General features: G+C 68.9%; 16 protein-coding genes. 10 read left to right on the forward strand and 6 right to left on the reverse strand.

Going from position 1 to position 23,324, the window contains the following annotated elements:
* The first annotated feature begins 6 nt into the window (after positions 1 to 6).
* Both ACFQBT_RS04070 and ACFQBT_RS04075 read left to right on the forward strand, forming a co-directional pair.
* On the forward strand, positions 7 to 3,162 hold the full coding sequence (locus tag ACFQBT_RS04070; RefSeq protein WP_377820588.1) for an ATP-dependent helicase: 3,156 nt from the start codon (positions 7 to 9) through the stop codon (positions 3,160 to 3,162).
* Positions 3,159 to 6,563, forward strand: coding sequence for an ATP-dependent helicase (locus tag ACFQBT_RS04075; RefSeq protein ID WP_377820589.1), 3,405 nt, complete (start codon positions 3,159 to 3,161; stop codon positions 6,561 to 6,563). Before ACFQBT_RS04070 ends, ACFQBT_RS04075 begins: the two co-directional genes overlap by 4 nt.
* Here ACFQBT_RS04075 and ACFQBT_RS04080 read toward each other — a convergent pair.
* Together ACFQBT_RS04080 and ACFQBT_RS04085 are read right to left on the reverse strand one after the other, a co-directional pair.
* On the reverse strand, positions 6,558 to 7,325 hold the full coding sequence (locus tag ACFQBT_RS04080) for a metallophosphoesterase family protein (protein WP_377820590.1): 768 nt from the start codon (positions 7,323 to 7,325) through the stop codon (positions 6,558 to 6,560). The genes ACFQBT_RS04075 and ACFQBT_RS04080 overlap by 6 nt on opposite strands.
* 183 nt (positions 7,326 to 7,508) lie before the next feature.
* Positions 7,509 to 8,723: a phosphotransferase gene (locus tag ACFQBT_RS04085; RefSeq protein WP_377820591.1), complete on the reverse strand. Its 1,215-nt coding sequence runs from the start codon at positions 8,721 to 8,723 to the stop codon at positions 7,509 to 7,511.
* Positions 8,724 to 8,773: 50 nt separating this feature from the next.
* Between ACFQBT_RS04085 and nudC the strand changes: the two genes are divergently transcribed.
* From nudC to ACFQBT_RS04105, 4 genes are all read left to right on the forward strand, one after another.
* Positions 8,774 to 9,682, forward strand: coding sequence for an NAD(+) diphosphatase (nudC, locus tag ACFQBT_RS04090; RefSeq protein ID WP_377825341.1), 909 nt, complete (start codon positions 8,774 to 8,776; stop codon positions 9,680 to 9,682).
* Positions 9,676 to 11,790, forward strand: a complete 2,115-nt coding sequence (locus tag ACFQBT_RS04095; RefSeq protein ID WP_377820592.1) for an ATP-dependent DNA helicase UvrD2 — start codon at positions 9,676 to 9,678, stop codon at positions 11,788 to 11,790. The genes nudC and ACFQBT_RS04095 overlap by 7 nt, the downstream gene beginning before the upstream one ends.
* Positions 11,791 to 11,932: 142 nt before the next feature.
* The gene (locus ACFQBT_RS04100; RefSeq protein WP_377820594.1) at positions 11,933 to 12,157 is read left to right on the forward strand and encodes a hypothetical protein; all 225 of its coding nucleotides are present in this window, start codon (positions 11,933 to 11,935) and stop codon (positions 12,155 to 12,157) included.
* 204 nt (positions 12,158 to 12,361) lie between these two features.
* Entirely contained in the window at positions 12,362 to 12,649 is a 288-nt protein-coding gene (locus ACFQBT_RS04105) for a WhiB family transcriptional regulator (RefSeq protein WP_377825343.1), read from the forward strand.
* Between the two features lie 211 nt (positions 12,650 to 12,860).
* Here the strand turns inward: ACFQBT_RS04105 and ACFQBT_RS04110 are convergent, their stop codons facing one another.
* Entirely contained in the window at positions 12,861 to 15,038 is a 2,178-nt protein-coding gene (locus tag ACFQBT_RS04110) for an ABC1 kinase family protein (protein ID WP_377820596.1), read from the reverse strand.
* 108 nt (positions 15,039 to 15,146) lie between these two features.
* Between ACFQBT_RS04110 and ACFQBT_RS04115 the strand changes: the two genes are divergently transcribed.
* The gene (locus tag ACFQBT_RS04115; protein WP_377820598.1) at positions 15,147 to 15,821 is read left to right on the forward strand and encodes a M48 metallopeptidase family protein; all 675 of its coding nucleotides are present in this window, start codon (positions 15,147 to 15,149) and stop codon (positions 15,819 to 15,821) included.
* Here the strand turns inward: ACFQBT_RS04115 and ACFQBT_RS04120 are convergent.
* A complete protein-coding gene (locus tag ACFQBT_RS04120) occupies positions 15,725 to 16,372 on the reverse strand; it encodes an NUDIX hydrolase (protein WP_377820600.1) in 648 nt (215 codons plus the stop codon). The two genes, ACFQBT_RS04115 and ACFQBT_RS04120, sit on opposite strands and share 97 nt — an antisense overlap.
* On the reverse strand, positions 16,369 to 17,811 hold the full coding sequence (locus tag ACFQBT_RS04125; RefSeq protein WP_377820602.1) for a zinc-dependent metalloprotease: 1,443 nt from the start codon (positions 17,809 to 17,811) through the stop codon (positions 16,369 to 16,371). The genes ACFQBT_RS04120 and ACFQBT_RS04125 overlap by 4 nt, the downstream gene beginning before the upstream one ends.
* A 176-nt stretch (positions 17,812 to 17,987) precedes the next feature.
* Between ACFQBT_RS04125 and ACFQBT_RS04130 the strand changes: the two genes are divergently transcribed.
* Both ACFQBT_RS04130 and ACFQBT_RS04135 read left to right on the forward strand, forming a co-directional pair.
* A complete protein-coding gene (locus ACFQBT_RS04130; protein WP_377820603.1) occupies positions 17,988 to 18,407 on the forward strand; it encodes a molybdenum cofactor biosynthesis protein MoaE in 420 nt (139 codons plus the stop codon).
* On the forward strand, positions 18,404 to 19,558 hold the full coding sequence (locus ACFQBT_RS04135; RefSeq protein WP_377820605.1) for a YlbL family protein: 1,155 nt from the start codon (positions 18,404 to 18,406) through the stop codon (positions 19,556 to 19,558). Before ACFQBT_RS04130 ends, ACFQBT_RS04135 begins: the two co-directional genes overlap by 4 nt.
* Before the next feature lie 4 nt (positions 19,559 to 19,562).
* Here the strand turns inward: ACFQBT_RS04135 and ACFQBT_RS04140 are convergent, their stop codons facing one another.
* On the reverse strand, positions 19,563 to 20,078 hold the full coding sequence (locus ACFQBT_RS04140) for a PPA1309 family protein (RefSeq protein ID WP_377825345.1): 516 nt from the start codon (positions 20,076 to 20,078) through the stop codon (positions 19,563 to 19,565).
* Between the two features lie 161 nt (positions 20,079 to 20,239).
* On the opposite strand from ACFQBT_RS04140, the gene ACFQBT_RS04145 reads away from it, so the two are divergent.
* Positions 20,240 to 23,269, forward strand: a complete 3,030-nt coding sequence (locus tag ACFQBT_RS04145) for a UPF0182 family membrane protein (protein WP_377820606.1) — start codon at positions 20,240 to 20,242, stop codon at positions 23,267 to 23,269.
* Positions 23,270 to 23,324 lie beyond the last annotated feature (55 nt).

Below are 23,324 nucleotides of genomic sequence, written 5' to 3' on the forward strand. Positions count from 1 at the left end.
GGTCTGGTGAGAACGCAGGACACGCCGTCGCAGGTCCGGTTGCTCGCACCTGCCGTCTCGGCGACACCCGAGCGGCCGTTGGATCCGGCGCAGGAGGCCGCGGCAGCGTTCGCCGCCGGGGGCGGGCAGGGCCGGGCCATGCTCGTGCTGGGCGCACCAGGAAGCGGGAAGTCGACGGCGGCCGTGGAGTCGGTCGTCCGCGCGGTGCGCGCCGGTGTGCCTGCCGACCACTGTGTGCTGCTGGCGCCGAGCCGGACGATGGCGGCGAGTCTGCGGGACCGGGTCACCACGCGACTCCAGGGGACCAGCACCGAACCACTGGCGCGCACGATGCAGGCGTTCGCGTGGGGCATCCTGCGCGCGGAGGCAGCGTTGCGCGGCGACCCGCCGCCGCGCTTGCTCAGCGGGCCGGAGCAGGACGTCGTGCTGCGGGATCTGCTGGCCGGTCACGCCGCGGGCGATCCGGCCGGGCCGGTGTGGCCGGAGTCCGTACGCGAGGCGTTGGGCACCCGCGGCTTCCGCAACGAGTTGCGTGACCTCTTGATGCGAGCGGTCGAATCATCACTGACGGCAGGCGATTTGGCGGATCTTGGCCGCGAGCACGACCGCCCGGAGTGGGTCGCTGCGGCACAAGTGCTGGACGAGTACGACCAGGTGACCGCGCTGTCGGCGCCGGGCGGGTACGACCCGTCGTGGATCCTGGGTGCTGCCACGGACCTGCTGATCGAGGACGAGGCAGCACGCCGGCGCCTGCATGACCGGCTCGCGCTGATCGTCGTCGACGACGCGCAGGAACTCTCGCCGGCCGGTGACCGGTTGCTGGCGGCTGCGGCGGGGCCGGGCGTTCGCAGCGTGCTGCTGGCCGATCCCGATGCCACCGTGCAGGGTTTCCGGGGTGCCGATCCTGCGGTGGCCTTCACTCTGGCGGGTCGCTGGGGGGCGGGGGAGGCACTCACGCTCGGCACGTCGTACCGGCAAGGAGCCGCTCTGCGCGAGGTGAGCGCACGGGTCAGTTCACGGATCGGGTCGGTGGGCAGCGTGCGGCACCGGCAGGTCGAGGCGGCCGACGATGATTCGGCCGCGTCGGTCGAGGTGTACCGCTCGGTCGCGGCCGAGTCGGGCGGGATCGCGGCAACGCTGCGTCAGGCGCACCTTCTTTCGGGCCTGCCGTGGGGCGAGATGGCCGTCGTCGTTCGCGGCCAGGCCCGCGCTGCCGCCCTGCGTCGATCGTTGAGCGTGGCCGGCGTCCCCGTGGCCACCGCTGCGGCCACGCTGCCGCTACGCGACGAACCCGCCGTCCGACCGTTCCTGCAGGCGTTGGAACTCATCACCGGCGACGCCCCGCCGTCCGATGACCTGCCCGGATTGGCGATCGATCTGCTGAGTTCCCCGATCGGCCGCGCTGACGCGATGGTTCTTCGCCGCTTGCGCCGGGCACTGCGGCAGGCTGAGTTGGTCGCCGGTGGCACGCGGACCAGTGACGAATTGCTGGTGGCGGCGACGCTCTCCCAGCAGGAGCTGACCCCGGATCTTCCGGGTGTCGGCGATCCGGTACGCCGGGTGCGGGCGGTGCTGGACGCCGGCCGATCAGCGCTCGCCACGGGGGTGACATCGGCTTCAGCCTCGGCGGAGAACGTGCTCTGGGCGATGTGGGCGGCCAGCGGACTGGCGCAGGAATGGGAGCGCGACGCGTTCTCCGGCGGGCCCGCGGGCACCCGCGCGGACCGGGATCTCGACGCGATGGTGGCCTTGTTCTCGGCGGCGGCGCTCTTCCAGGACCGGTTGCCGGCAGCACCGGCCGGCGCTTTCGCCGAACACCTTCGCGGTCAGGATGTGCCGGGCGACCGCCTGGTCAAGGCGGCCCCGGACACCGACCAGGTTGCGTTGCTGACCCCGCAGGCGGCCGCGGGGCGCAGTTGGTCGCTGGTGGTCGTGGCGGGGGTACAGGAAAGCGTCTGGCCCGATCTGCGGATGCGTGGCTCGCTGCTCGGCTCCTCGGAACTGGTCGACGTGGTGACCGGTCGCGGGCGGTCTGCCCAGGCGGCGGCCGCGGCGGTGCGATACGACGAGACCCGGCAGTTCCTGGTTGCGGTCAGCCGAGCTTCCCGGCGACTGATCGTGACCGCCGTGGACAACGACGAGGAGCAGCCCTCGGCGTTCCTCGACCTGATCGATGACTTCCCGTTGTTGGAGGACCGGCCCTACGCGCCGGTTCCCCGGCCGATGTCGCTGGCGGGGGTCATCGCCGGCCTTCGTCGGTCGGTGGCGGCGGGCCAGATGCAGGAGTCGGCGGCGATGGCTCTGGCGTGGCTGGCCGAAGCGAACGTCCGAGGAGCCGACCCACAGCAGTGGTGGCCGTTGCGCGGGCGCTCGGTCGACCTTCCGCGACGGCCCGCTCCGGCTCCGGTGCGAGTATCACCGTCGACGCTGGAGCGCTTCTCCACCTGCGCTTTGCAGTGGTTGCTGGTCAGTAGCGGCGGAGAACACGACTCGGCGCCGGCTGCGAGCATGGGCACGCTGATCCACGACATCGTCGAGACGCGCGGCGAGGACGGTCTGGCGGCGATGTTGCGATCGCTCGACGAGCGCTGGTCGAGTCTGGGTTTGCCGCGCGGTTGGTTCCAACGCGTCCAGCGGGAGTTGGCCGAGCTCATGCTGGCTCGGGCGGACAATTACCTGGAAGGCGAACGGACCAGGGGGACAAAGGTGCTCGGCACCGAAGTGCCCTTCGAGGTGACCTTGGAACGGGCCGAATTGCGGGGTCGAGTCGACCGCCTCGAGGACACTCCGGACGGCGTGCGAGTGATCGACTTCAAGACCGGTAGGACACCGGTCCGGGAGGATGAGGTGGCCGAGCACCTGCAACTCGCGGCGTATCAAGCGGCTCTCGTCGAAGGCGGGTTCGACGGCGTGCCCACGGAGAAATCGGCCGGCGCAGCTCTGGTGCAACTCGGGAAGGCTGCCGGCACGAAGGCGACGGCGAAGGTGCAGGCGCAGGCCCCGCTGGCCGAGCAGGAGGATCCGCAGTGGGCCCGGAAACGCATTGCCGAGTTGGCCGAGCAGATGGCTGACCGTGAGTTCGTGGCAACCGTCGGATCGATCTGTGAGGTGTGCGCAGTGAAGTCCAGCTGCCCGCTGCAGGACGAAGGGCGGATGGTGTGACCGGTCAGACCGCTGTGGCGACCGGGGTGGCCGCCCGCCGGATCTCCGAGGCGTTGGGGTCGCCCCCGCCGACGCCCGAGCAGGAGCGGATCATCGAGGCTGACCCGCTCGCTCCGCTGGTCGTGGTGGCCGGAGCAGGGTCCGGCAAGACCGAGACGATGGCGATGCGGGTGCTCTGGCTGGTCGCCAACCGGCACGTGACGCCGGATGAGGTGCTGGGCCTGACGTTCACGCGCAAGGCGGCGGCCGAGTTGGCCCACCGCCTGCAGATGCGGTTGAGGCGGCTCGACGCGGCCGGTCTGCTGCCGGCCGCGGATCACGACGATGTGGCAGCGGCACTGGCGGCGCCGACGGTCCAGACCTATCACTCGTACGCCGCTCGCCTGGTCGGTGAGCAGGGCCTGCGGCTGGGCATCGAACCGGACACCGAGTTGCTCTCCGAGGCCGCTGCGTGGCAACTAGCAAGTCAGGTGGTGCAGTCTTACGACGGCCCGATGGATGCGGTCGGCATCGCCCCCGCGAGTGTCACCAAGGCGGTGATCGGCCTCAGCGGCGAACTGGCGGAGCACCTGCTGACGATCGAGGAGATGGACGCCTACCTGGCGGATTTCGAGAGCCATCTGCGGTCGCTGTCCAAGGGCCGGATGAAGAACGTCCCGGAGGGGCTGGACGAGCAGTCGGCGAAACTGCGTCAACTGCTACCCATCGTGACGGCCTACCAGTGCGCCAAACGCGAGCGGGTGGCGATGGACTACGGCGACCAGGTCGCGATCGCCGCGCGGTTGGCGATGCGCTTTCCCCAGCTGGGCCGGGCGGAGCGCTCGCGCTACCGGGCCGTTCTGCTCGATGAGTTCCAGGACACCAGCGAGGCGCAGATGCGACTGCTGGAGTCGTTGTGGGTCGCCTCCGGCGAGCCGGTGGTCGTGACCGCGGTGGGCGATCCGCACCAGTCGATCTACGGATGGCGAGGTGCGAGTTCCCGCACGCTGGAGGACTTTCCGCGTCGTTTCGCCGGGCCCGGCGAAGACACCTCGGCACCGGGTGGACGGGACCCGCAGATCCTGGCGCCGGCCGCGCAGGCGCAGTTGAGCATCAGTTGGCGCAACGACCGCGGCATTCTCGCGGTCGCGAACCGCATCGCGAAACCGCTCGCGGCACAGGGCGATCTGGACGTAGCCCCGTTGTCCGCAGGCCCGGCCGCGAGCGACGGCGAGGTGGTGATCGGCCGTTTCGAGACGCTCGACGCGGAGGCTGCCCAGATCGCTGACTGGTTGAAGCAGCTGCGGCTGCAGGAGGCGGATCCATCACAGTTCTCCGCCGCGGTGCTGTGTCGCAAACGGTCGCTGTTCGTGCCGGTAGCGGCTGCTTTGGAACTCGCCGGTGTGCCCTACGAACTCGTCGGTGTCGGCGGGTTGCTGACGGTGGCCGAGGTCGGCGACGTGGTCAGCCTCTTGTGGACGGTGCACGATCCGTCGCGCGGCGATCGACTGATGCGTCTGCTGTCCGGGTCCGCAGTGCGCCTGGGGGCTGCCGATCTGGACGCGTTCGGCCAGTGGTCACGGCAGCTGGTGCCGCATCAACCGGCGAACGGTGATCTGGCACCGGACACCGTTGAGCGGGCGAGCATCGTGGAGGCGCTGGAGCAGCTGCCCGGCCCGGACTGGGTCGGTCCTGCGGGGGAGCGCCTGAGTGCCAAGGGTCTGCAGCGGCTGGCCCGGCTGGCCGGGGTGGTGCGCACGTTACGCGGGCTGACCAGCCTGCCACTGGGAGACCTGGTCGTCGAAGCGATTCACCGCCTCGGCCTCGACATCGAAGTGACTGCCCGTCCCGAATACGACACAGGCAGTGGGGGAGCCGCGCTGGACGCTTTCCTCGATGTCGCCGCGCAGTACTCCGGGTCGGCGGGCCGAGCGACGCTCGGCAGCTTCCTGGAGTGGCTGGAGGCCGCGGAGAAGGAGGAGGACGGACTGGACGCACCGGTCGTGCAAGCGTCTCCGGGTGTGGTGCAGGTGCTCACCGTGCACGCTGCCAAGGGACTCGAGTGGGACAACGTGGTCGTCGCAGGTCTGTCCGAGGGAATCTTCCCTGCCCATCTGCGGCCGGCCACGTGGAATGCGGACTGGGAGGGCTGGGCGATCGGGAAGCAGGCGGTCCCGCACGACCCCGGCACCTGGTTGATTCCCGACAAAGGGTGGACCAGTGGCGTGAAGGTACCCTTCGATCTGCGCGGCGACGTCGCGGGACTGCCCGCGTTGCCCTGGGCCGAGGTGACCAGTTACCAGGGCCTGAAGGATGAACTGGCGCAGTTCACAGCGGCGTACGGCGCACACGAGTTGGCTGCCGAGCGGCGCTTGGCCTACGTAGCGGTGACCCGCGCCAAACACCGGCTTCTCCTGACCAGTTCGGTGTGGGGGACGACCAAGACACCCCGCCTGGCGTCGCGGTTCTTGCTAGAGGCACGAGATCTGCTGGCAGACGGGCACGTGCCCGGTGGTCGCATCATGCACTGGGAGGAACTGCCCGCCGAGGGGACTGAGAATCCTCTTCTGGCACATCCACGAACCGCGAGCTGGCCTCCAGCGCAGCCGGATTCGCCGGCTCTTGAAGCGTTGCGGATAGCTGCCGGGCGCGTCGAGCAGTTGCGCCAGCAGTTGCAGTCCGATCGACCGAGCTGGCAGGAGTGGTCTGCGGATCTCGAGTCGCAGTTGCGCGACGACCTGACCGCGCTCCTCGCCGAGCGTGACCGGCACGGCTCCGCCGGTGAATCGTCGGTGGAGTTGCCGAGCCACCTGTCTGCGTCGCAGATCGTCGCGATGGCCCGTGATCCCGAGGAGTTCGCGCGTGCCCTGCGCCGGCCGATGCCGGTGCGTCCGCAGCCCGAGGCCCGCCAGGGCACTGCCTTCCATGCCTGGATCGAAAAGCATTACCAGTCGGCGGCATTGGTGGATGTCGACCAACTGCCGGGCGCTGACGACGAGGACGCTGATCATTTCGCGGACCTGGCTCAGTTGAAGGAGACGTTCCTCGCGTCGGAGTGGGCTGAACGCCAGCCGTTGGAGATCGAGGTGCCGGTGGAGACATGGATCGGTGCGGCCAGTATCCGCGGCCGCATCGACGCGGTTTTCCCGGCCACATCGAGCTCGTCCGTGTCGCAGTCATCGGATCCGGGCGCTGTGGTGATCGTGGACTGGAAGACCGGGGGCCAGCCCCACGGTCAGGAGGCGGCTACTCGGGCGCTGCAGCTCGCGGCGTACCGGCTGGCCTATGCCCGGCTGCGTGGGCTGGACCCGGACCAGGTGGCTGCGGCGTTCTACTACGCGGCGACGGGGACGACCGTGTATCCGGATCTGCCGCCGGATGACGCGATCGAGCAACTGCTGGCCGGGATCGTCGGGTCATGACGGGCTCTCGCGTCCGTCCCGTGGCCCGAAGACAGTCAAGGCCTCGGCGTCGGTGGCGGGCCGGCGTAGGTTCTCCTCTGCCCAGTCCGTCACTCCGGGCAGCGACGATCCGGCGGTGACTTCTGCGACCAGCTCGTCGGGATCGATCAGGGTGCGCCGCATCGTGACCGCGCCGTTGGCGAGCAGGGCCCAGTGGGCGCCGGGTCGACCGTAGGGCAGGCCGACGCTGCCCGGATTGACGATCAGCCGGCCGTGCGCGAGACGGACGAAGGGCATGTGGGTGTGTCCGCACACCACCGTGCTGACCTCGTCCGGTACGTCGTGCAGCACCTCGGCCCACCGCCCCAGCGTGGTGTCGACAAGGACGACCTCCTCGTCGTCGCGAGGGGTCGCGTGGCAGAAGAGGACAGGCCCGAAGCCCTGAATGTCGAGGGTGATCCGCTCCGGCATGTCGTCGAGTAGTTGTTGATGTCTCGGGGCGAGTTGCGTTGCGCCCCAGACGGATAACGCATCATGACCCAACCCGATATCAAGGCCGCGGGACATCTGCAGCAACTCCCGGTCGGCGTTGCCGCGGACAAGGAGCACCCGATCACCGAGGGAGGTGAGCCGGTCGAGGGTCTGCGCAGGTTGCGGACCCCAGGTGTGGTCGCCGGTCACGACGATCAGGTCGGCGGCAGCGACATCGGGTTCCTGCAGTACCCGGTCGAGGGCGGGCAGTACGCCGTGGATGTCGGACAGCACGGCAACGGTGGCGACCATGACTCCACGATGACGTGTTTGCCGCGGATGTCAGCCACGTGACCCGCTATTCCAACGGCCCCACCGGCGCCCACGACCTGCAATGGCTATGCCGCTACCATCACCGCGCCAAACACGGAGGCGGCTGGACCGTCACCATGACCCCCACGGCGACTGATTCGGGCCGCGGGGGACGGGCCGCGGCTATTCGTTGCTCGCGCGCGGCCGCTGCGGGACCGGCTGGGTGTCACCGTCGTCGTACATCGTGTCGTCGTAGGTCGACACAGGCCCCTCGCCCGAGGGCTCGTTGGCGATCGGCTCGGCCACGGGAGGCTCAGGCACGTGTTCGGGAATGGCCTGCCCCGACAGCGGGATCTCGACCGTCTCATCCTCGGCGGGGTAGTCCGCTGACTCGACCACCTCGATCTGGGTCGGATCAACCGGCTGCGCCGCCGCGTAATCATCACCGACGACGGTCAACCGATGACCGGCGACCTCCGGCGGCAACAAGCTCAGATCGTTCTGGGTGGCCTCATCCAGACGCCGCAGCGCGGCCGTCCGGCGATCGATCAAGATCTGGTCCCCGCTGCCCACCGCCTCCATCAAAGCAGTGATGCGCTGCAATTCGGCCACCAGCCGGATCCGACGTTCGAGATGCAGGTCGGCACTGTCCGGCGCGTTCGCGGCGTACGTCTCGAACACGGTGTCGAACGTGCCGGGGTCACCCAGCGCCCACAATGGCGCGAAGTCCACCGCGGGATCGCTCAACGCAGCTTCTTCCCATCCGGTGATCGCCGCGACGCCGTCCTCGTCGTAGAACACATGCGCGGCCTCGAGCGGGCCGTGCGTGACCCGGGTGGCGAACTTCCACAGACTGACTTCCTCCAGAGCGCGCTCCCAACGGGCCAGCAGCCCCGTGGGCACGAGTCCGGTCTCGGCGGCCCGGTCGAGCGCCGCGAGCCGCCGCGCACGATAGGCGTCCGCGTCGTACGACGGGAGGCCGGCTTCGTCGATCAGGCGGGGATCGAGGGTGTGGATCTGCGCGATCGCCCGGCCGACGGCGCGCGCGTGTTGGGAGTCCGGTTCCAGGTCGCGCCACAGCGCAGGTGCCCCGGGCAGCCGCGGGATCACAGCCACGAAGCATCCGTCGTCGGCGGTCAGTGAGCCCTCGATGTGCGGTACGGCGAACGGCAGCCGGCGCGCCAGCAGCCGCAGCAGCTGATCCGACAACTCCATCCCAGCGCCGGTCCCGGCCGTGAGCGCCACGCGCACGGTCCACTGCTTGTCGTCGCGTCCCGTGATGTGGGCGGTCTGGAACGGATCGCCAGGGCTTTCGGGTGCGGCTGCGTAGGCGATGGGCCGCAATCCGGGGACGGCGGCATCGGCGAGGGCGGCGAGGTGGCTGGCGGGACGAGGCACGCCCACCACGGTAGGCGCAGGGACCTCGATAACCTGGGAACGTGCCCGGGATGCCGCCGAAATTCGATCTGTTGCTCAACCGGCCCGGCGTCGACCGCCGGGCCAACGATCGCCGGGAAGTCGGTCTCGTGCCCCGGTTGCTCTCCGATCCGGGCACCAGAGTCCTGGACTGGTACGCCGGCCGGGCACCCATCGGCCCCGACGGCACCCTGGCCTTCCGGTCACCCCGCAGCACCGACCAACAGGCTTTCGTGATCTTCCTCGGCACCACGCACGACGGGCCGGCCGTGCTCGTCGTGCACCCCGAGCGGGCTGGCGACGACGTGCCGGTGGCCGACCTTCGCACCGTTGGCGAAACACTGGACGACGAACAGCGCAGCATCCTCACCATGGCCGCCGGCATCGCGAACTGGCATGCGACCCAGGGGTTCTGCCCACAGGACGGTTCTCCGACTGTGCCGGTCGAGGCCGGCTGGTGCCGCCGGTGCAGCGAAGGCCACCACCTTTATCCGCGCACCGACCCGGCCGTGATCATGGCCGTCATCGATCCCGACGACCGTTTGTTGCTGGCCCAAGGCACCCGGTTCGGCAACCGGGAGGGCGAAATTCCGAGGATGTCGGTGCTGGCTGGTTTCGTAGAACCCGGTGAATCCCTCGCCGCCGCCGTGGCGCGCGAGGTTCAGGAGGAGGTCGGGGTCAACGTGCGAGATGCGCAGTACCTGGGGGATCAGCCGTGGCCGTTCCCGGCATCGCTGATGATCGGCTACGTCGCCTACACCGATGCGCCCGCGCTGGACACCGACCCGCACGAAATCGTCGCGGCACGGTGGTTCACCCGCGACGAACTCACCGACGACCTGGTCGCGGGACGCATCGGCGTACCCCCGCGGCTGTCCATCGCCCGGCACCTGATCGAGCACTGGTACGGCGGCCCGCTGCCCGTCGCGACCCGATGGTGAGCGCCGCGCTCAGCCCGGACGCCTTACTGGCGGACCTGGACCCCGAGCAGCGTGAAGTGGCCAGTCGCCCCCTCGGCGCCATGTGCGTGCTGGCCGGCGCGGGCACGGGCAAGACCCGTGCGATCACCCATCGGCTGGCGTACGGCGTCGCGGCCGGCGAGTTGCGCGCCGACAAGGTGCTGGCGTTGACCTTCACCGCGCGCGCCGCAGGAGAGATGCGCACCCGGTTGCGCGGCCTCGGGCTACCGACCATGCAGGCCCGCACCTTCCACGCTGCCGCACTGCGCCAGCTGCAGTACTTCTGGCCGCGCGTGGTCGGCGGCGCACCACCGCAGATCCTCTCGCACAAGGCACCCGTCGTCGCCGAGGCGGCCTCCCGGGTGCGGTTGCAACTGGACCGGGTCGGGTTGCGGGATGCCGCGGCGGAGATCGAGTGGGGCAAGGTCAACATGCTGACCGCCGACGCCTACCCGGCGTCGGCCGCGCGGGCCAGCCGACAGGTTGCCGACCTGGACGCGACCGCGATGGCCCGGCTGTGGCGCACCTACGAGGAGGTCAAGACCGAGCGCGTCGCCATCGACTTCGAGGACGTGTTGCTCCTGATGAACGGCATCCTGGCCGAGCGGGAGGACGTCGCACGGGAAGTGCACGACCAATACCGGCACTTCGTCGTCGATGAGTACCAGGACGTCAACACCGTCCAGCAGGAGTTGCTGCACCAATGGCTCGGCGGGCGCGATGACTTGTGTGTCGTCGGCGACCCCGCACAGACCATCTACTCCTTCACCGGTGCCAGTCCACGCCATCTGCTGGAGTTCACCAAGCGCCACCCCGGAGCCGCGGTGGTGCGGCTTCAGCGCAACTACCGCTCCACGCCTCAGATCGTGACCCTGGCCAACCGGGTCATCGGCCGCGGGCAGGAGCACGTGCAGCTGCAGGCCCAGTCCGGCGACGGCCCGATGCCGCGGCTGCTCACCTATCCCGACGACCCCGCTGAAGCCGCAGGGGTCGCGCAGGAGATCAAAGGCCTTCTCGGCCAGGGGGTTCCGGCCAGCCAGATAGCCGTGCTCTACCGGATCAATGCTCAGAGCGAGCCCATCGAGCAGGCACTGACCGACGCCGACATCCCGTTCCTGGTGCGGGGCGGGGAGCGCTTCTTCAACCGCGATGAGGTACGCCGCGCGCTGGTCCTCCTGCGCGGCGCCGTGCGCTCGGACAACCCCGAGCGACCGTTGCCAGAGGTCGTGGGCGACGCCCTTGCCGGTGCCGGCCTGACCACGGTGCGACCGACCGGCGGTGCCGCCCTCGAGCGCTGGCAATCGTTGGATGCGCTCGTCCAGTTGAGCACCGACCTGTCCGTCGAACAGCCCGAAGCCCGTTTGCGCGACTTCGTGACCGAACTGGATCGGCGCGCCGGAGAGCAGCATCCGCCCACAGTGCAGGGGGTGACGCTGGCCTCGCTGCACGCCGCCAAGGGCCTGGAGTGGGATGCCGTGGTCATCATCGGTTGCAGCGACGGGATGCTGCCGCTGTCGATGGCCGAGGGCCCGGACGAAATCGCCGAGGAGCGGCGACTGGCCTATGTCGGCGTGACCCGCGCGAGGCGCCATCTGCTGCTGAGCTACGCCCTGGCCCGCAACCCCGGCGGCGCCCCGTCCAGATCCCGCTCCCGGTTCCTCTACGGCGCCGCGGGTGCCATCGACGGCGTCGCCGACCAACCGGTCCGGCCGGCTGCCAAGGACCGGCCGCGCAAGGCCGGCGCCCGCGCGGCCACCCGTTGCCGTTCCTGCGGCGAACCGCTGACGGTGGCCGCGCAACGCAAGATCGGCCGTTGCGCCGCCTGCCCGCCCACCTACGACGAAACCCTCTTCGAGCGGTTGCGCACCTGGCGTTCGTTGGCTGCGAACGGCAAACCGGCGTACATCGTCTTCACCGACGCCACCCTCATCGCCATCGCCCAGGACATGCCTGCCGATCTGGACTGCCTGGCCAGGATCAGCGGGGTGGGCGAGCGCAAACTGCGGATGTACGGCGACGCGGTGCTCGCTGTCCTCGACGGCGACGATCCGACCGAGGTTGCCGAAAAGCACTCTGCTGCAACGGAATAGCTAGAAAGTGAGCGGCTCCGAAAAATACTTCGATAAATAAGTTGCTGCGCTGCCGAGCGTCGCACTACTCTCGACAAAGTCATCCCGGACGCGCATCATGCGCGCGACGGGCCGCAACGAAGAGTCGAAGGAGGGTCGGAACATGGAGATCAACAAGCAGATGACGGGCACGCACGGCGCTGCCGCGACGTCCCGCTATGCCCTGTTGCCGACCTCGGATTCCTTCCTCATCGGTGCGGGTAGCGGAGTGTCTGCGACCGCAGTGGTGCGTGTGCGTGACGAGGCATGCGGCCGCATCGTCGGCGACGCCCCGTTCTTCACCACCCGTGTCATCCGTTCCGCGTCCGTGGAGCCGATCCTGACCTAGGTCCCAGGATCAGCCACCTCCAGGCCGCGGAACCCAGCCAGGGTCCGCGGCCTCTTTGTATGCCGTGACCACCGAACCGAACCAGGAACACACCCGATGTTCACGACAGATCCCCGAGCAACCACCGCCGCACCAGGCAGTGGCAGCACCACCGGAGCCCCGACCGGGGCACCGGCCGCGCAGGAGATGAAGGAGGTGGCCCCGATGACGTTGATCGACCTCATCGACCAGATCGGCCCCGCCGGCAGCGACGAGCCCGCGTTGCCGTGTCAGCAGCAGAACCCCGAACTGTGGTTCGCCGAGAGCCCGGCTGATGTCGAGCGCGCCAAGGCCATGTGCCTGGCCTGCCCGTTGCAGCAGGCCTGCCTCGCCGGCGCCATCGAGCGCTCCGAGCCGTGGGGCGTGTGGGGTGGCGAGCTGTTCGTCGCCGGCGCCATCGTCGCGCGGAAGCGGCCCAGGGGCCGTCCGCGCAAGCACCCGGTAGCCGCCTGATCCGGTTGCCGAAAACCATGATCTTCAAGGAGTTCCAGCATGTTCCAGCACTCGCAGGTCGAGATAGTCCGAGTCCGACAATCGCGCAGTGGCCGCGGGGAAGTTCCCCGCCGACCACCACGCGTCAGCCGTCGCCGTCGATCGGTGCGGCCGTAGAGCACACGAGGTGCGAATCCGTTTCCGGGTTCGCACCTCGTGGTCTGTGTGGGGGTCACACCGGCGGAAGGTCGGCTCCCGGCAGATAGTCGTCGATGATCTCGCGCACCGGAGCCACCCCGTTGATCTGGCACAGCACTGCGATACCGCCGAGCCAGGCGCGATGGATGAGCAGGTACTCCGGCGGCAGGTTGAGTTTGATCCCCACCGAGAAATTGGGACTGCGCGGATCGTTGATCCGGTTGAAGACCGACCGTAGCCATTCCCGGTTGAACTGAAAAGCGTTGTCCTGCAGGGGTTCGACGAAGACCGACAGGTAGTCCAGCACCGCCTCGGGAGCGACGTCGATGCCCTCCCGCACGAAGCCCTCCTCACGCAGACCGGTGATCAGACCCTCCGCGTCACCGTTCACGGCCGCCGTCAGGAGGCGTCCCATCGCCGGCGGCATCCCCTCCGGCAACCGGTTGACCGCACCGAAGTCGAGGACCCCGAGCCGCCCGTCCGACAACAACCGGAAGTTGCCGGGGTGCGGATCGGCGTGCAGCAGTCCCGCCCGGCCCGGAGCGGCCACCAGGAATTCCAGGTAGAGGGAGGCCGCCAGATCCCGCTGCTCGTCGGTGCCTTCGGCGATGATCTGCGACAGCGGCATGCCGTCGATCCACTCGCTCACGATGACCCCGGGGGTGTCGGCGAGAACGTTCGGCACGGCGTACCACTCGTCATCGGCGTACGCCGCGGCGAACTGCCGCTGCATCGTGGCCTCCAAGGTGTAGTCCAGCTCCTCGCGCATCCGCTCCCGGATTTCCTCCAGCAGCGGTCGCAACTCCAGACCCGGCACCCAGGACGTGGTCAGTCGCATCACCCGTGACAACTGGGCGATATCGCTCAGCAACGCCTCACCGGCGCCGGGGTACTGGATCTTGACCGCCACCGGGCGGCCGTCCTTCCACACGGCACGGTGCACCTGGCCGATCGAGGCGGCCGCGACCGGTGTGTCGTCGAAGTCGCGCAGATAGCTGCGCCACCGCGTGCCGAGTTGTTCCGCGAGCTGTTTGTGGACCAGCTTCACCGGCATCGCCGGGGCGGCCTCCTGCAGTTTGGTCAGCGCCGTGCGGTAGGGGCCGACCAGCTCCTCGGGCAACGCCGCTTCGAAGACCGACATCGACTGCCCGACCTTCATGGCACCGCCCTTGAGGGTGCCGAGCACTTTGAAGATCTGGGCCGCGGTCTGTTCCTGGATCTGTGCCGCCACGGCTTCGGCGGACGCACCACCCACCCGCTTGCCCAAGCCGATGGTCTGCCGCGCGCCGTACCCGATGGGCAGGGTGGCCAGACGCGCGGTCCGGGTTACCGAGTTGCGCGGGACACGAGCCATGGGCCCATTGTCACCCAGCTTCACGCAATGGCGGGGTGGTGGGTAGCACCTGGGGTGGTACAGCACAGTCACACGCCGGGTGCCGCGTCCAGCGGTGGTGCACCACCCACGGACCGGCGGTGGACACCGAGACGCTGAGCCCCGGGGGAGCGACGCGGACAGCGCCGCCCCGACCGCCAACGCGAGGACTCCGCTGCCTGTCGCCAGCAACTCGGCGGGAAGGACGTCGGGCAGCGTGCCCGGGTGCTCCGCACTTGCGGCCGCGACGATCCGCGGCCACGCCGGGTCACGGTCCGCGCGCCGCAGATCGACACATCGCAGGCACACCTGCCCGGTGCCGGCCAGCGGTCCGATGTGCAACCGCCGCGGCCCGACGACAACGGGCAGGTGGGGTACGCCGAGTCGTTGCCAGGGGCGGTACCGGTGCGGTGCGACCGCCCGGGACCCGAACAGGACGACAAGGTCCGGAGCGGTGGCCGCACTGCCCGCCAGTGCGGCGATCTGCCAGGGGTCGCCCACCGTGGCTACCTCCGGCGGCAGCAGCTGGGTCAGCGCATGCGGCAGGCGGCCGGCCCCGTCCAGAGCCACCACCCGCTCGCCGATCGACTGGTCGGCGGCGACCGCCTTCGTCGCAGCGTCCAGGACCCGCACCACCTGCGGCCACCTGCGGCTGACCGGCCGGCTGGTGCGGGCGCTGGCCCACTGGGCCGGGGTGAGCGCGCCCAGGGCGGTCACCTCTTCGGCCTCCTCGCGGGTCAGACCTGTGACGTCGACCGCGTGGGCGCCGCCGGCTCCGAAGCGCACCTGGGAGTCGCTGATCAGGTCGGCGCGCAGTGGCAAGGGCGGCGGCTTCGTCATGGGAGAGACCCTGCCAGGAGTGGGTATGCACACCCGTCCACTGTCCACAGGCGGGTCAGGGCGGCCGGGGTTGTCCACACCGTGCGCCCGGCATCGCGCGGACACGGCGTGTCCACGCGTACGGTCGGCCTCATGGCGATGAGCACACCGATCCGCGACGATGGACCCGTGAGTCCCGCCGCCCCCAAGACGCCCGTGCGCGGCGACCTGCTGATGGTGTCTGGTCAGGTGGTCGAGGTACGCCGATCGGCCCGGCGCCGCCGAACCATCAACGGGTACCGGGCGGACGGACGCATCATCGTGCTGGTGCCGGCCGGTCTGGGCGGTCGCGCGGAGGCCCAGGCAGTAGCGGACATGGTGCAGCGGGTACAGACCCCGCGCGGCCGCCGTCGTCGGGGCCGTCCCGACCAGGACCTGATGGAACGTGCGGCGGCGCTATCCCGCAAGTATTTGGCCGATCGGGCGCATCCGGAGTCGGTGCGTTGGGTCGGCAACCAACGCCGCCGGTGGGGTTCCTGCACACCGTCGGAGGGCACGATCCGACTTTCGACCAGCCTGCAGGGGATGCCGGCCTACGTGATCGACTCGGTGCTGTTGCACGAGTTGGCCCACCTGCTGCAGCCGGGTCACGGACGCGATTTCTGGGCGCTGCTGGCGGGGTATCCGGATCTGATCCGCGCCCAGGCCTACCTGGACGGGGTGGAGTTCGGCAGTGCGCTGCGGATGGACGAGTCGGATGTCGATGCTGCTGGCTCCGACGACGCCGACGGGTTACCTGCCTGACTCCTGTCGCGAAGCTGCCGAGCGACCTCGCGCAGCGCGAGCGGAAGTTGTGGATCGGTCACCGCGGGAAGGGCGTCGAGCCGCCACCAGCCCACGGCCTCGGACTCCGGCGAGTTCACCGGCGTCGCACCCGGGGGTGCGATCGCGGCGTACCGGACGTCCAGGTGCTCACGGCAGCGCCCGAATGCGTCGGCCAGCGCGTGCCGGTCCAGTTGGACCACGCCGGGCAGCAGCGTCAGGTCGGCGATCCCGGTCTCCTCAGTGGCCTCCCGCAGTGCGGCGGCCGGTAGATCGAAGTCGTCCGGCTCGAGATGGCCACCGGGTTGCAGCCACAGCTTGGCTTTGCCGTGCAGCACCAGCAGCGCCGAGTCCAGATCTGCCGAATAGACGAAGGTGCTGGTCGTCAGGTGGGTTGGCGGTCCTGTCTTCCACACTCCGTCGTCATGCCGGCGCAGGTGGGTCAGGAACTGCGTCCGCAACTGCTGTTGCCCGGCGCTGGACGGGTGGTACTCGCGCACCGCGGCCGTCGCCGCATCGTGCAAGGAGGTCACGATGAAGAGTCGGGCGCCTGGGGGTCGTCACCTTCTGCTTCCCACTCGGCCGTACCCTGCGCCAACAGCGCTTCCAGTGCGTCGTCGACGGCGTCGCGAGAGGGCTCGGTCCCGCCGGCGCGGCGGGCGAGATACCGTGCCGGGTCGGGCAGCTCGGCTGCCGTGGGGGCGAAGTCGGGGTGCTTCCACGTCTCGTCCCGTCCCGCGGCGCCCTCGGCCTGTTCGACGGCGGTGAACAAGGCGGCAGCCTCCCGCATGAGACGGGGCCGCAGTTCCAGGCCCACCAAGGAAGCGAAGACCCGTTCGGCCGGTCCACCCGAGGCGCGCCGACGGCGTACTGCCTCTGACAAGGCGGCGAGATTGGGCAGGTGGGGTTCGACCGCGCGTTCGCTCACCTCGTCGACCCAGCCTTCGACCAGGGCGAGCAACAGTTCCAGGTGGGCCAACGCCGCCTGCTGGGCCTCACTGGGCTCAGGGGCGAACAACGAGTTCTGCAGGACGCCCTGCAACTGCGCCGGATCGGTGGTGTCCGTCTCGCGCACCGCGCGCTCGATGGCCTCGGTGTCGATCCTGATGTCACCGGCGTACTTCTGCACCGCGGCGATCAGCGCGGGACCGACCCAGCCGACCGACTGGAACAGCCGCATGCGCGCGGCCTCGCGGACGGCGAGGTAGAGGTGCACCTCACCGGCGTCGACGTGCAGACCTTCGGCGAAGGCCGACACGTTCGCGGGCAGGATCATCACGGTGCCGTCCGGGATCAGGGGCAGACCGACTTCGGTGCCGGTGACCAGGTCGCCGGCCAACGCGCCGACCGCCTGGCCGACCTGCATCCCGAACATCGCAGCGCTCATCCGGCCCACGATGGGCTCCATCTGGCCCATCACCATGCTCGCGTCCAGACCCGGAGGGAGCCCGAGCTCACTGAGGTCCTGTGACCCGAGGGCGCGGAACTGCTCCTGCATGGCCGAGCGGATCGCGCCGGAGACGCCCTGTGCCACGGGTTCGACCAGACCACGCCAGGCGGGCATCGTCGTCTCGACCCATTCGGCGCGACTGGCGGCACTTGCCGGCCCGGACACGGGAAAATCGGTGACCTGGTCGAGCCACAGGTTGGCGACCTGGACGACCTGCTCCACGTCGCGCTGCGTGCCGGCCGTGACGGACGCGTCGCCGACCGATGACACCTGCTTGCGGGCGACGTCGGTGGCCAGCTCGACGTTGAAGCTGCCGTCGTCGGCCGAACCGGACATCATGGCCTGGATCTGCGCTCCGACCATCTGCATCATCGCCGGATCGACGTTCTCCAAGCCCATCTGTTTGAGGGCGTCGGCCATTTCGGGGTTGGCCCCGATATCGCCGTTCATCAACGATCGCAGGATCTCAGAAAGGTCCGGCGGCTCCTCCGGGCCGGAGGGTTCGAGCGGGCTGTTGCTCACCGTGGCTCCATCCGTAATGTTCGCAAGTGCGAGAATCCGTCGCGGGATCAGTCACTATCTCTACTTAGATAACCACGCCGACCCCCTCTCGCGTTCCCGGGTGGGTGCGACGGTCTTGCGCTCCTGGCGTAACCGGGTCGGTCACCACGTCGGTAACAGCAGGAGGAGACGCGCAGGTGGAACCCAGGGTGCGGCTGGCGGCGATCAGTGCCGAGCCGATCGACGTCGGGTCGGTCATCGAAGCGGTCGACGATCCACGGGCCGGGGGTACCGGTGTCTTCGTCGGGCACGTCCGGGCCCAGGACGGCGGACGCGACGTCTCCGGGCTGGAGTATGAGGCGCATCCGAGCGCGGCCGACGTGTTGGCGCAGGTGATCGAGAGCGTGCTCACCGAGCCGATCATCGCGGCCGCCGCCGTGCACCGCACCGGCCAGCTCGTGGTGGGAGACGTCGCGGTGGTGGTTGCGGTCAGCAGTGCCCACCGCGGGGACGCACTGAGCGTATGCACAGCTTTGATCGACACGATCAAGACCCAGGTGCCGATCTGGAAACGGCAGGCCTTCGACGACGGCGAGACGCAGTGGGTGGGTTTGTGACCGACGATCCCGGGCAGCAGCAGCCCCAGGACCCTGCCTCCGCGGTGCGGGCCGACCTGCAGACCACGCCGCCGGCGCCCGCGCCCCGGCGCAGTCCGACCAAGCGGACCTGGATTCTGCTGATCCTGAGCGCGCTGATCGTGGTCGGATTGTCCGTGGCGAGCCTGATCAAGGTGCCGGTCGCGATCCTGCGGCCCGGCCCTGCGACCGACACGCTGGGCACGGTCGACGGCAAGCCGGTGATCAACATCGAGGGCGCGACGACCTACCCCACCGACGGTCAGTTGCTCTTCACCACGGTGTCCCTGGCCGGCGGGCCGCAATACCCCGTCTCGGCGATCGAGTGGGCCTGGACCAAGCTCACCGACCGGGATGCGCAGTTCTATCCCGAATCGGCCTTCTTCCAAGAGGGTCAGACCGCCGATGAGGTGCAGCAGGAGAGTACGGCCGAGATGACCGGCTCCCAGGAGATCGCCCAGACCGTGGCGCTGCGTGCGGCCGGATTCACCGTGGGCGAGAAGATCGAGGTCGCGGCCGTCGCGTCCGACGCGCCGTCCGGCAAGGTCTTCCACGTCGGCGACATCCTGGTCACGATCAACGGCAAGGCGATCGCCCGTATCGACGACCCGATCAACGCGCTCGACGGCGTGAAGGCCGGCGCGACCGTGCCGGTGACCGTCGAACGGGACGGTCGCAGCGTCAGTCTCGAGGCCAGGACCGGGGCCCGCCCGGACAACGGCAAGGCGTATCTGGGCATCGTGCCCAATCCGAAGTACAGCTTCCCGGTGAAGGTCACCGTCAACGCCGGCGATGTCGGCGGCCCGTCGGCGGGCACGATGTTCTCCCTGGCCATCTACGACAAGTTGACCTCCGGGTCGCTCACCGGGGGCAAGAGCATCGCCGGCACGGGCACCATCAGCGAGGACGGCACGGTCGGCCCGATCGGCGGCGTACGGCAGAAGATGATCGGGGCCCGGGACGCCGGCGCGACCTACTTCCTGGCCCCTGAGTCCGACTGCGGCGAGGTGGTCGGACACGTGCCCGCGGGGCTGACGGTGGTGAGGATCGCGACGTTCGATGAGGCCAGAGCCGACGTACAGAAGCTCGCGGCCGGCCAGTCGCAGGGCCTACCGACGTGTACGGCGTCCTGACCTCTTACTCCAGCGTCGCCTGGAGGGCCGCGACCAGACCCGGTGCGATGTCCTGACCGATCGCGACCTTGTCGTCGCTGTCGTGGTCGCGTTGGCGCAACAGGCAGACCGACTGGCCGGAGCGCAGGACGGCGGCGGTCAGACGTACGTCGCGCCGATCGGGGTGGGCGGCCAGCGCGGCCGCCGCTCTGGACGGGTCCTGCGGCAGATCCGTCTCCGCCTCGGGCGGGACGACCAATCGCTCGACGACCAGGGCGACCCCCTCGACCTCATCGGGCCAGGTCATCCGCCGCAGCATCGACTCGATGTTCGCGGTCGGCGCGAGGGTCTCCTGCTCGATGGTGCTGTACGCCGCGGGGTCGGCGCCTGCCAACTGGGGCGCCAGAGCCGGCTCCCGGGCCAACAGTCCCGCATTACTGGCGATCGCGAAGAGGCGCGGCGGCTGATCCCAGCCGGCCCGCGCGACGTACCGTTCGGTGTCGACGGCGCACACCGTCAGCGGATCGAGGGCGGCGCGCATCACCTCCGCGGCGTCCTGGGATTCACTCACGTCGAAGCCTCACGAGCACGATTGTGCCGTAGCGGCTACCGCGCTCCGGTGGGCACCGCCGCGGATCCATAGCGTGGCAGGTTAGTTTGTAGGCCCCATGCCCGACTGAGCACGGCAGGAGACCTGACCGCGTGAGCGCAGACGACGACTTCGACGAGGCCGACCAATCGACCCGTCGGGCGCCCCTGATGCGGCGCTCGCGGCTGATCTGGGTGTGGATCCTCGCCGCGCTGTTGGTGCTGGTCATCCTGCTCAACGTCTGGTCGAACCTGTGGACGGACAAGCTGTGGTTCGACAGTGTCGGCTATTCCTCGGTGTTCCGCACCGAGCTGACCAGCAAAGTCCTGTTGTTCCTGCTCGGCGGCCTCATCGCCGGCGGACTGATCTACGGCAGCCAGCTGCTGGCGTACCGGCGACGGCCGATCTACGCGCCGAGCACCCCGGAACTGGAAACGATGGACCGCTACCGCGAGTTGCTGGAGCCGTTCCGCAAAGTCTCCTTCGTCGCCGTACCGGTCTTCTTCGGCCTGTTCGCCGGGTCGATCGCCAGTTCCCAATGGCAGACCGCGCTGCTGTGGTTGAACCGCACTCCCTTCGGCCAGACCGACCCGCAGTTCCACAAGGATCTCGGATTCTTCGTCTTCACGTTGCCGTGGCTGGAGTTCCTGGTCTCGTTCCTCACCCTTGCGCTGATCCTTGCGCTGATCGCGGCGCTGGTGACCCACTACATCTACGGCGGCATCTCGATCGGCCCCGGCGGCGTGCACGTCTCGCCCATCGCCCGGATCCAGCTCGGCGTCCTCTTCGCGGTGCTGATCCTGGTCCGGGGCGTCGCCTACTGGCTGGCCCGCTACGCCCAGACCACCGCTGACACGCGCAAATTCACCGGGATGGACTACACCGGTGAGCACGCCGTGCTGCCGACCAAGGCCATCCTGGCGTTCGCCTGTCTCCTGTGCGCAGCCTTGTTCATCGCGGCCATCTGGACCCGGACCTGGCGACTGCCGGTGATCGCGCTGGCGATGCTGGTCGTGGTCGCTGTCGGCCTGGGCGGGATCTACCCCGCGCTGATGGACAGCTTCCGGGTGCAACCGAACGCCCAGACGTTGCAGAGTCGCTTTATCAGCCAGAACATGGCCGCGACGCGGGCTGCCTACGGACTGACCGATGTGGCGACCACCCAGTACAACCCGGTGCAGACGACGCGCTCGGGCCAGCTCAGCAACGATTCCGCGACCGTCGGGAACATCCGGTTGATGGATCCCAGCGTCGTGTCCCCGACCTTCCAGCAGTTGCAGGGCAGCCTCAACTACTACCAATTCCAGGACTCGTTGGACGTCGACCGCTACCAGGTGGACGGTCAGAACCAGGACACGGTGGTCGGCGTACGTGAACTGGACCTGTCCAAGGTGCCTGCGGCCCAGCGCAACTGGGTCAACGAGCACACGGTCTACACCCACGGGTACGGCGTGGTGGCGGCCAAGGGCAACTCCCAGACGGTCAACGGTGAGCCGGTGTTCATCGAGAAGGACATGCCTTCGACGGGTGCGCTGAGCCCGTACGAGGCGCGCGTCTACTTCGGCGAATCCTCCCCGGAGTACTCCATCGTCAGCGCGACCGGGAACCGCGAACTGGACTACCCGACGGACGGAACGGGCAGCGGCGAGCAGCGCACGTCGTACAAGGGATCCGGTGGCGTCGACATCGGCAACCCGATCAACCGGTTCGCGTACGCGCTGAAGTACCGCGAGATCAACTTCCTGCTCACCGATGCGATCGGCTCCACCTCGAAACTGCTGGACAACCGCAACCCGGTGGACCGGGTCAAGAAGGTGGCGCCGTGGTTGACGGTAGACGGGGACCCGTATCCGGTGGTCGTCGACGGTCGCGTCAAGTGGATCGTCGATGGCTACACCACGACGGCGCGTTATCCGAACTCGGAGATGACATCACTGGGGGATGCGACCAGCGACTCGGTGACCGCCACCGCGAGCAACGTGCGCGGCATCAACGCCGGCCAGGTCAACTACATCCGCAACTCCGTCAAGGCGACGGTGGACGCGTACGACGGGTCGATCACGCTCTACGCCTGGGATGAGTCCGACCCGATCCTGAAGACGTGGAGCAAGGCGTTCGGCGGCACGGTCAAGCCGCTGTCGGCGATATCCGGGTCGCTGATGGCGCACATGCGATACCCCGAGGACCTGTTCAAGGTGCAGCGCGAGCTGATGGCGAAGTACCACGTCTCGACGGCGTCGGACTTCTTCTCCGGCGGGGACTTCTGGTCGGTGCCGGACGACCCGACCCAGGGCTCGACAAACGCTCAACAGCCGCCGTACTACCTGTCCATGGCGATGCCCGGGGAGTCCACGCCGACGTTCTCGTTGACAACGAACTTCGTGCCGGTGGGGGATACCAAGAACAACCTGACTGCGTTCATGGCAGTCGATGCGAACGCCGGATCGACTGCGGGACAGAAGAGTTCGACGTACGGCAAGTTCAAGATCCTCAAAATGCCGAGCAACGCGACGGTGACCGGGCCGCAGAACTTCCAGAACCAGTTGCGGAGTTCGTCGGCGTATTCGGCCTCCTACAAGCAGACGTTGTCGCAGTTCATCACCTCCAACACCCAGTCGAGCGCGTCGATCGTGCAGGGCAACCTGTTGACGGTGCCGGTGGGTGGCGGTGTGCTGTACGTCGAACCGCTCTACGTGAAGTCGACTTCGTCCACGCCCTACCCGTTGCTGCGGGCGGTCGTCGTGGGTTTCGGCAAGCAGGTGGCCTGGGGCGCAACCTTGCAGGAGGCGCTCAACACGTTGTTCGGCGGCTCGTCCGGAGCGACGGCCGGTGATGCGGCGATCGCAACCGACTCGACGGGCTCGACGTCCTCCGGCTCGGGGGACGGCGACGGCGGTTCGGGGTCGACCGCGACTCCCACGCCGACCCCCACTCCGTCCACGTCCGGGTCAAACCCGCCCGCAACGGGCAATCGCACGCTGCCGCAGGTCATCAACGAGATCCAACAGACCTACGACCAGTCCGAGGCGGCGCTGAAGGCCGGCGACTGGACGGCGTACGGCGCGGCGCAGGAGAAGCTGAAGACCCTGATCGCCGAGGCGGAGAAGTTGAGTACGTCGAGTGCCGCCCCCTCGACCAAGTAGTTTCGGGCGACCCTTTGCGCCACTACCGGGACACTCGACCCGGTGACAACCGCCG

This window comes from Branchiibius cervicis, from assembly GCF_042661605.1.
Taxonomy (GTDB): Bacteria; Actinomycetota; Actinomycetes; order Actinomycetales; family Dermatophilaceae; genus Branchiibius; species Branchiibius cervicis.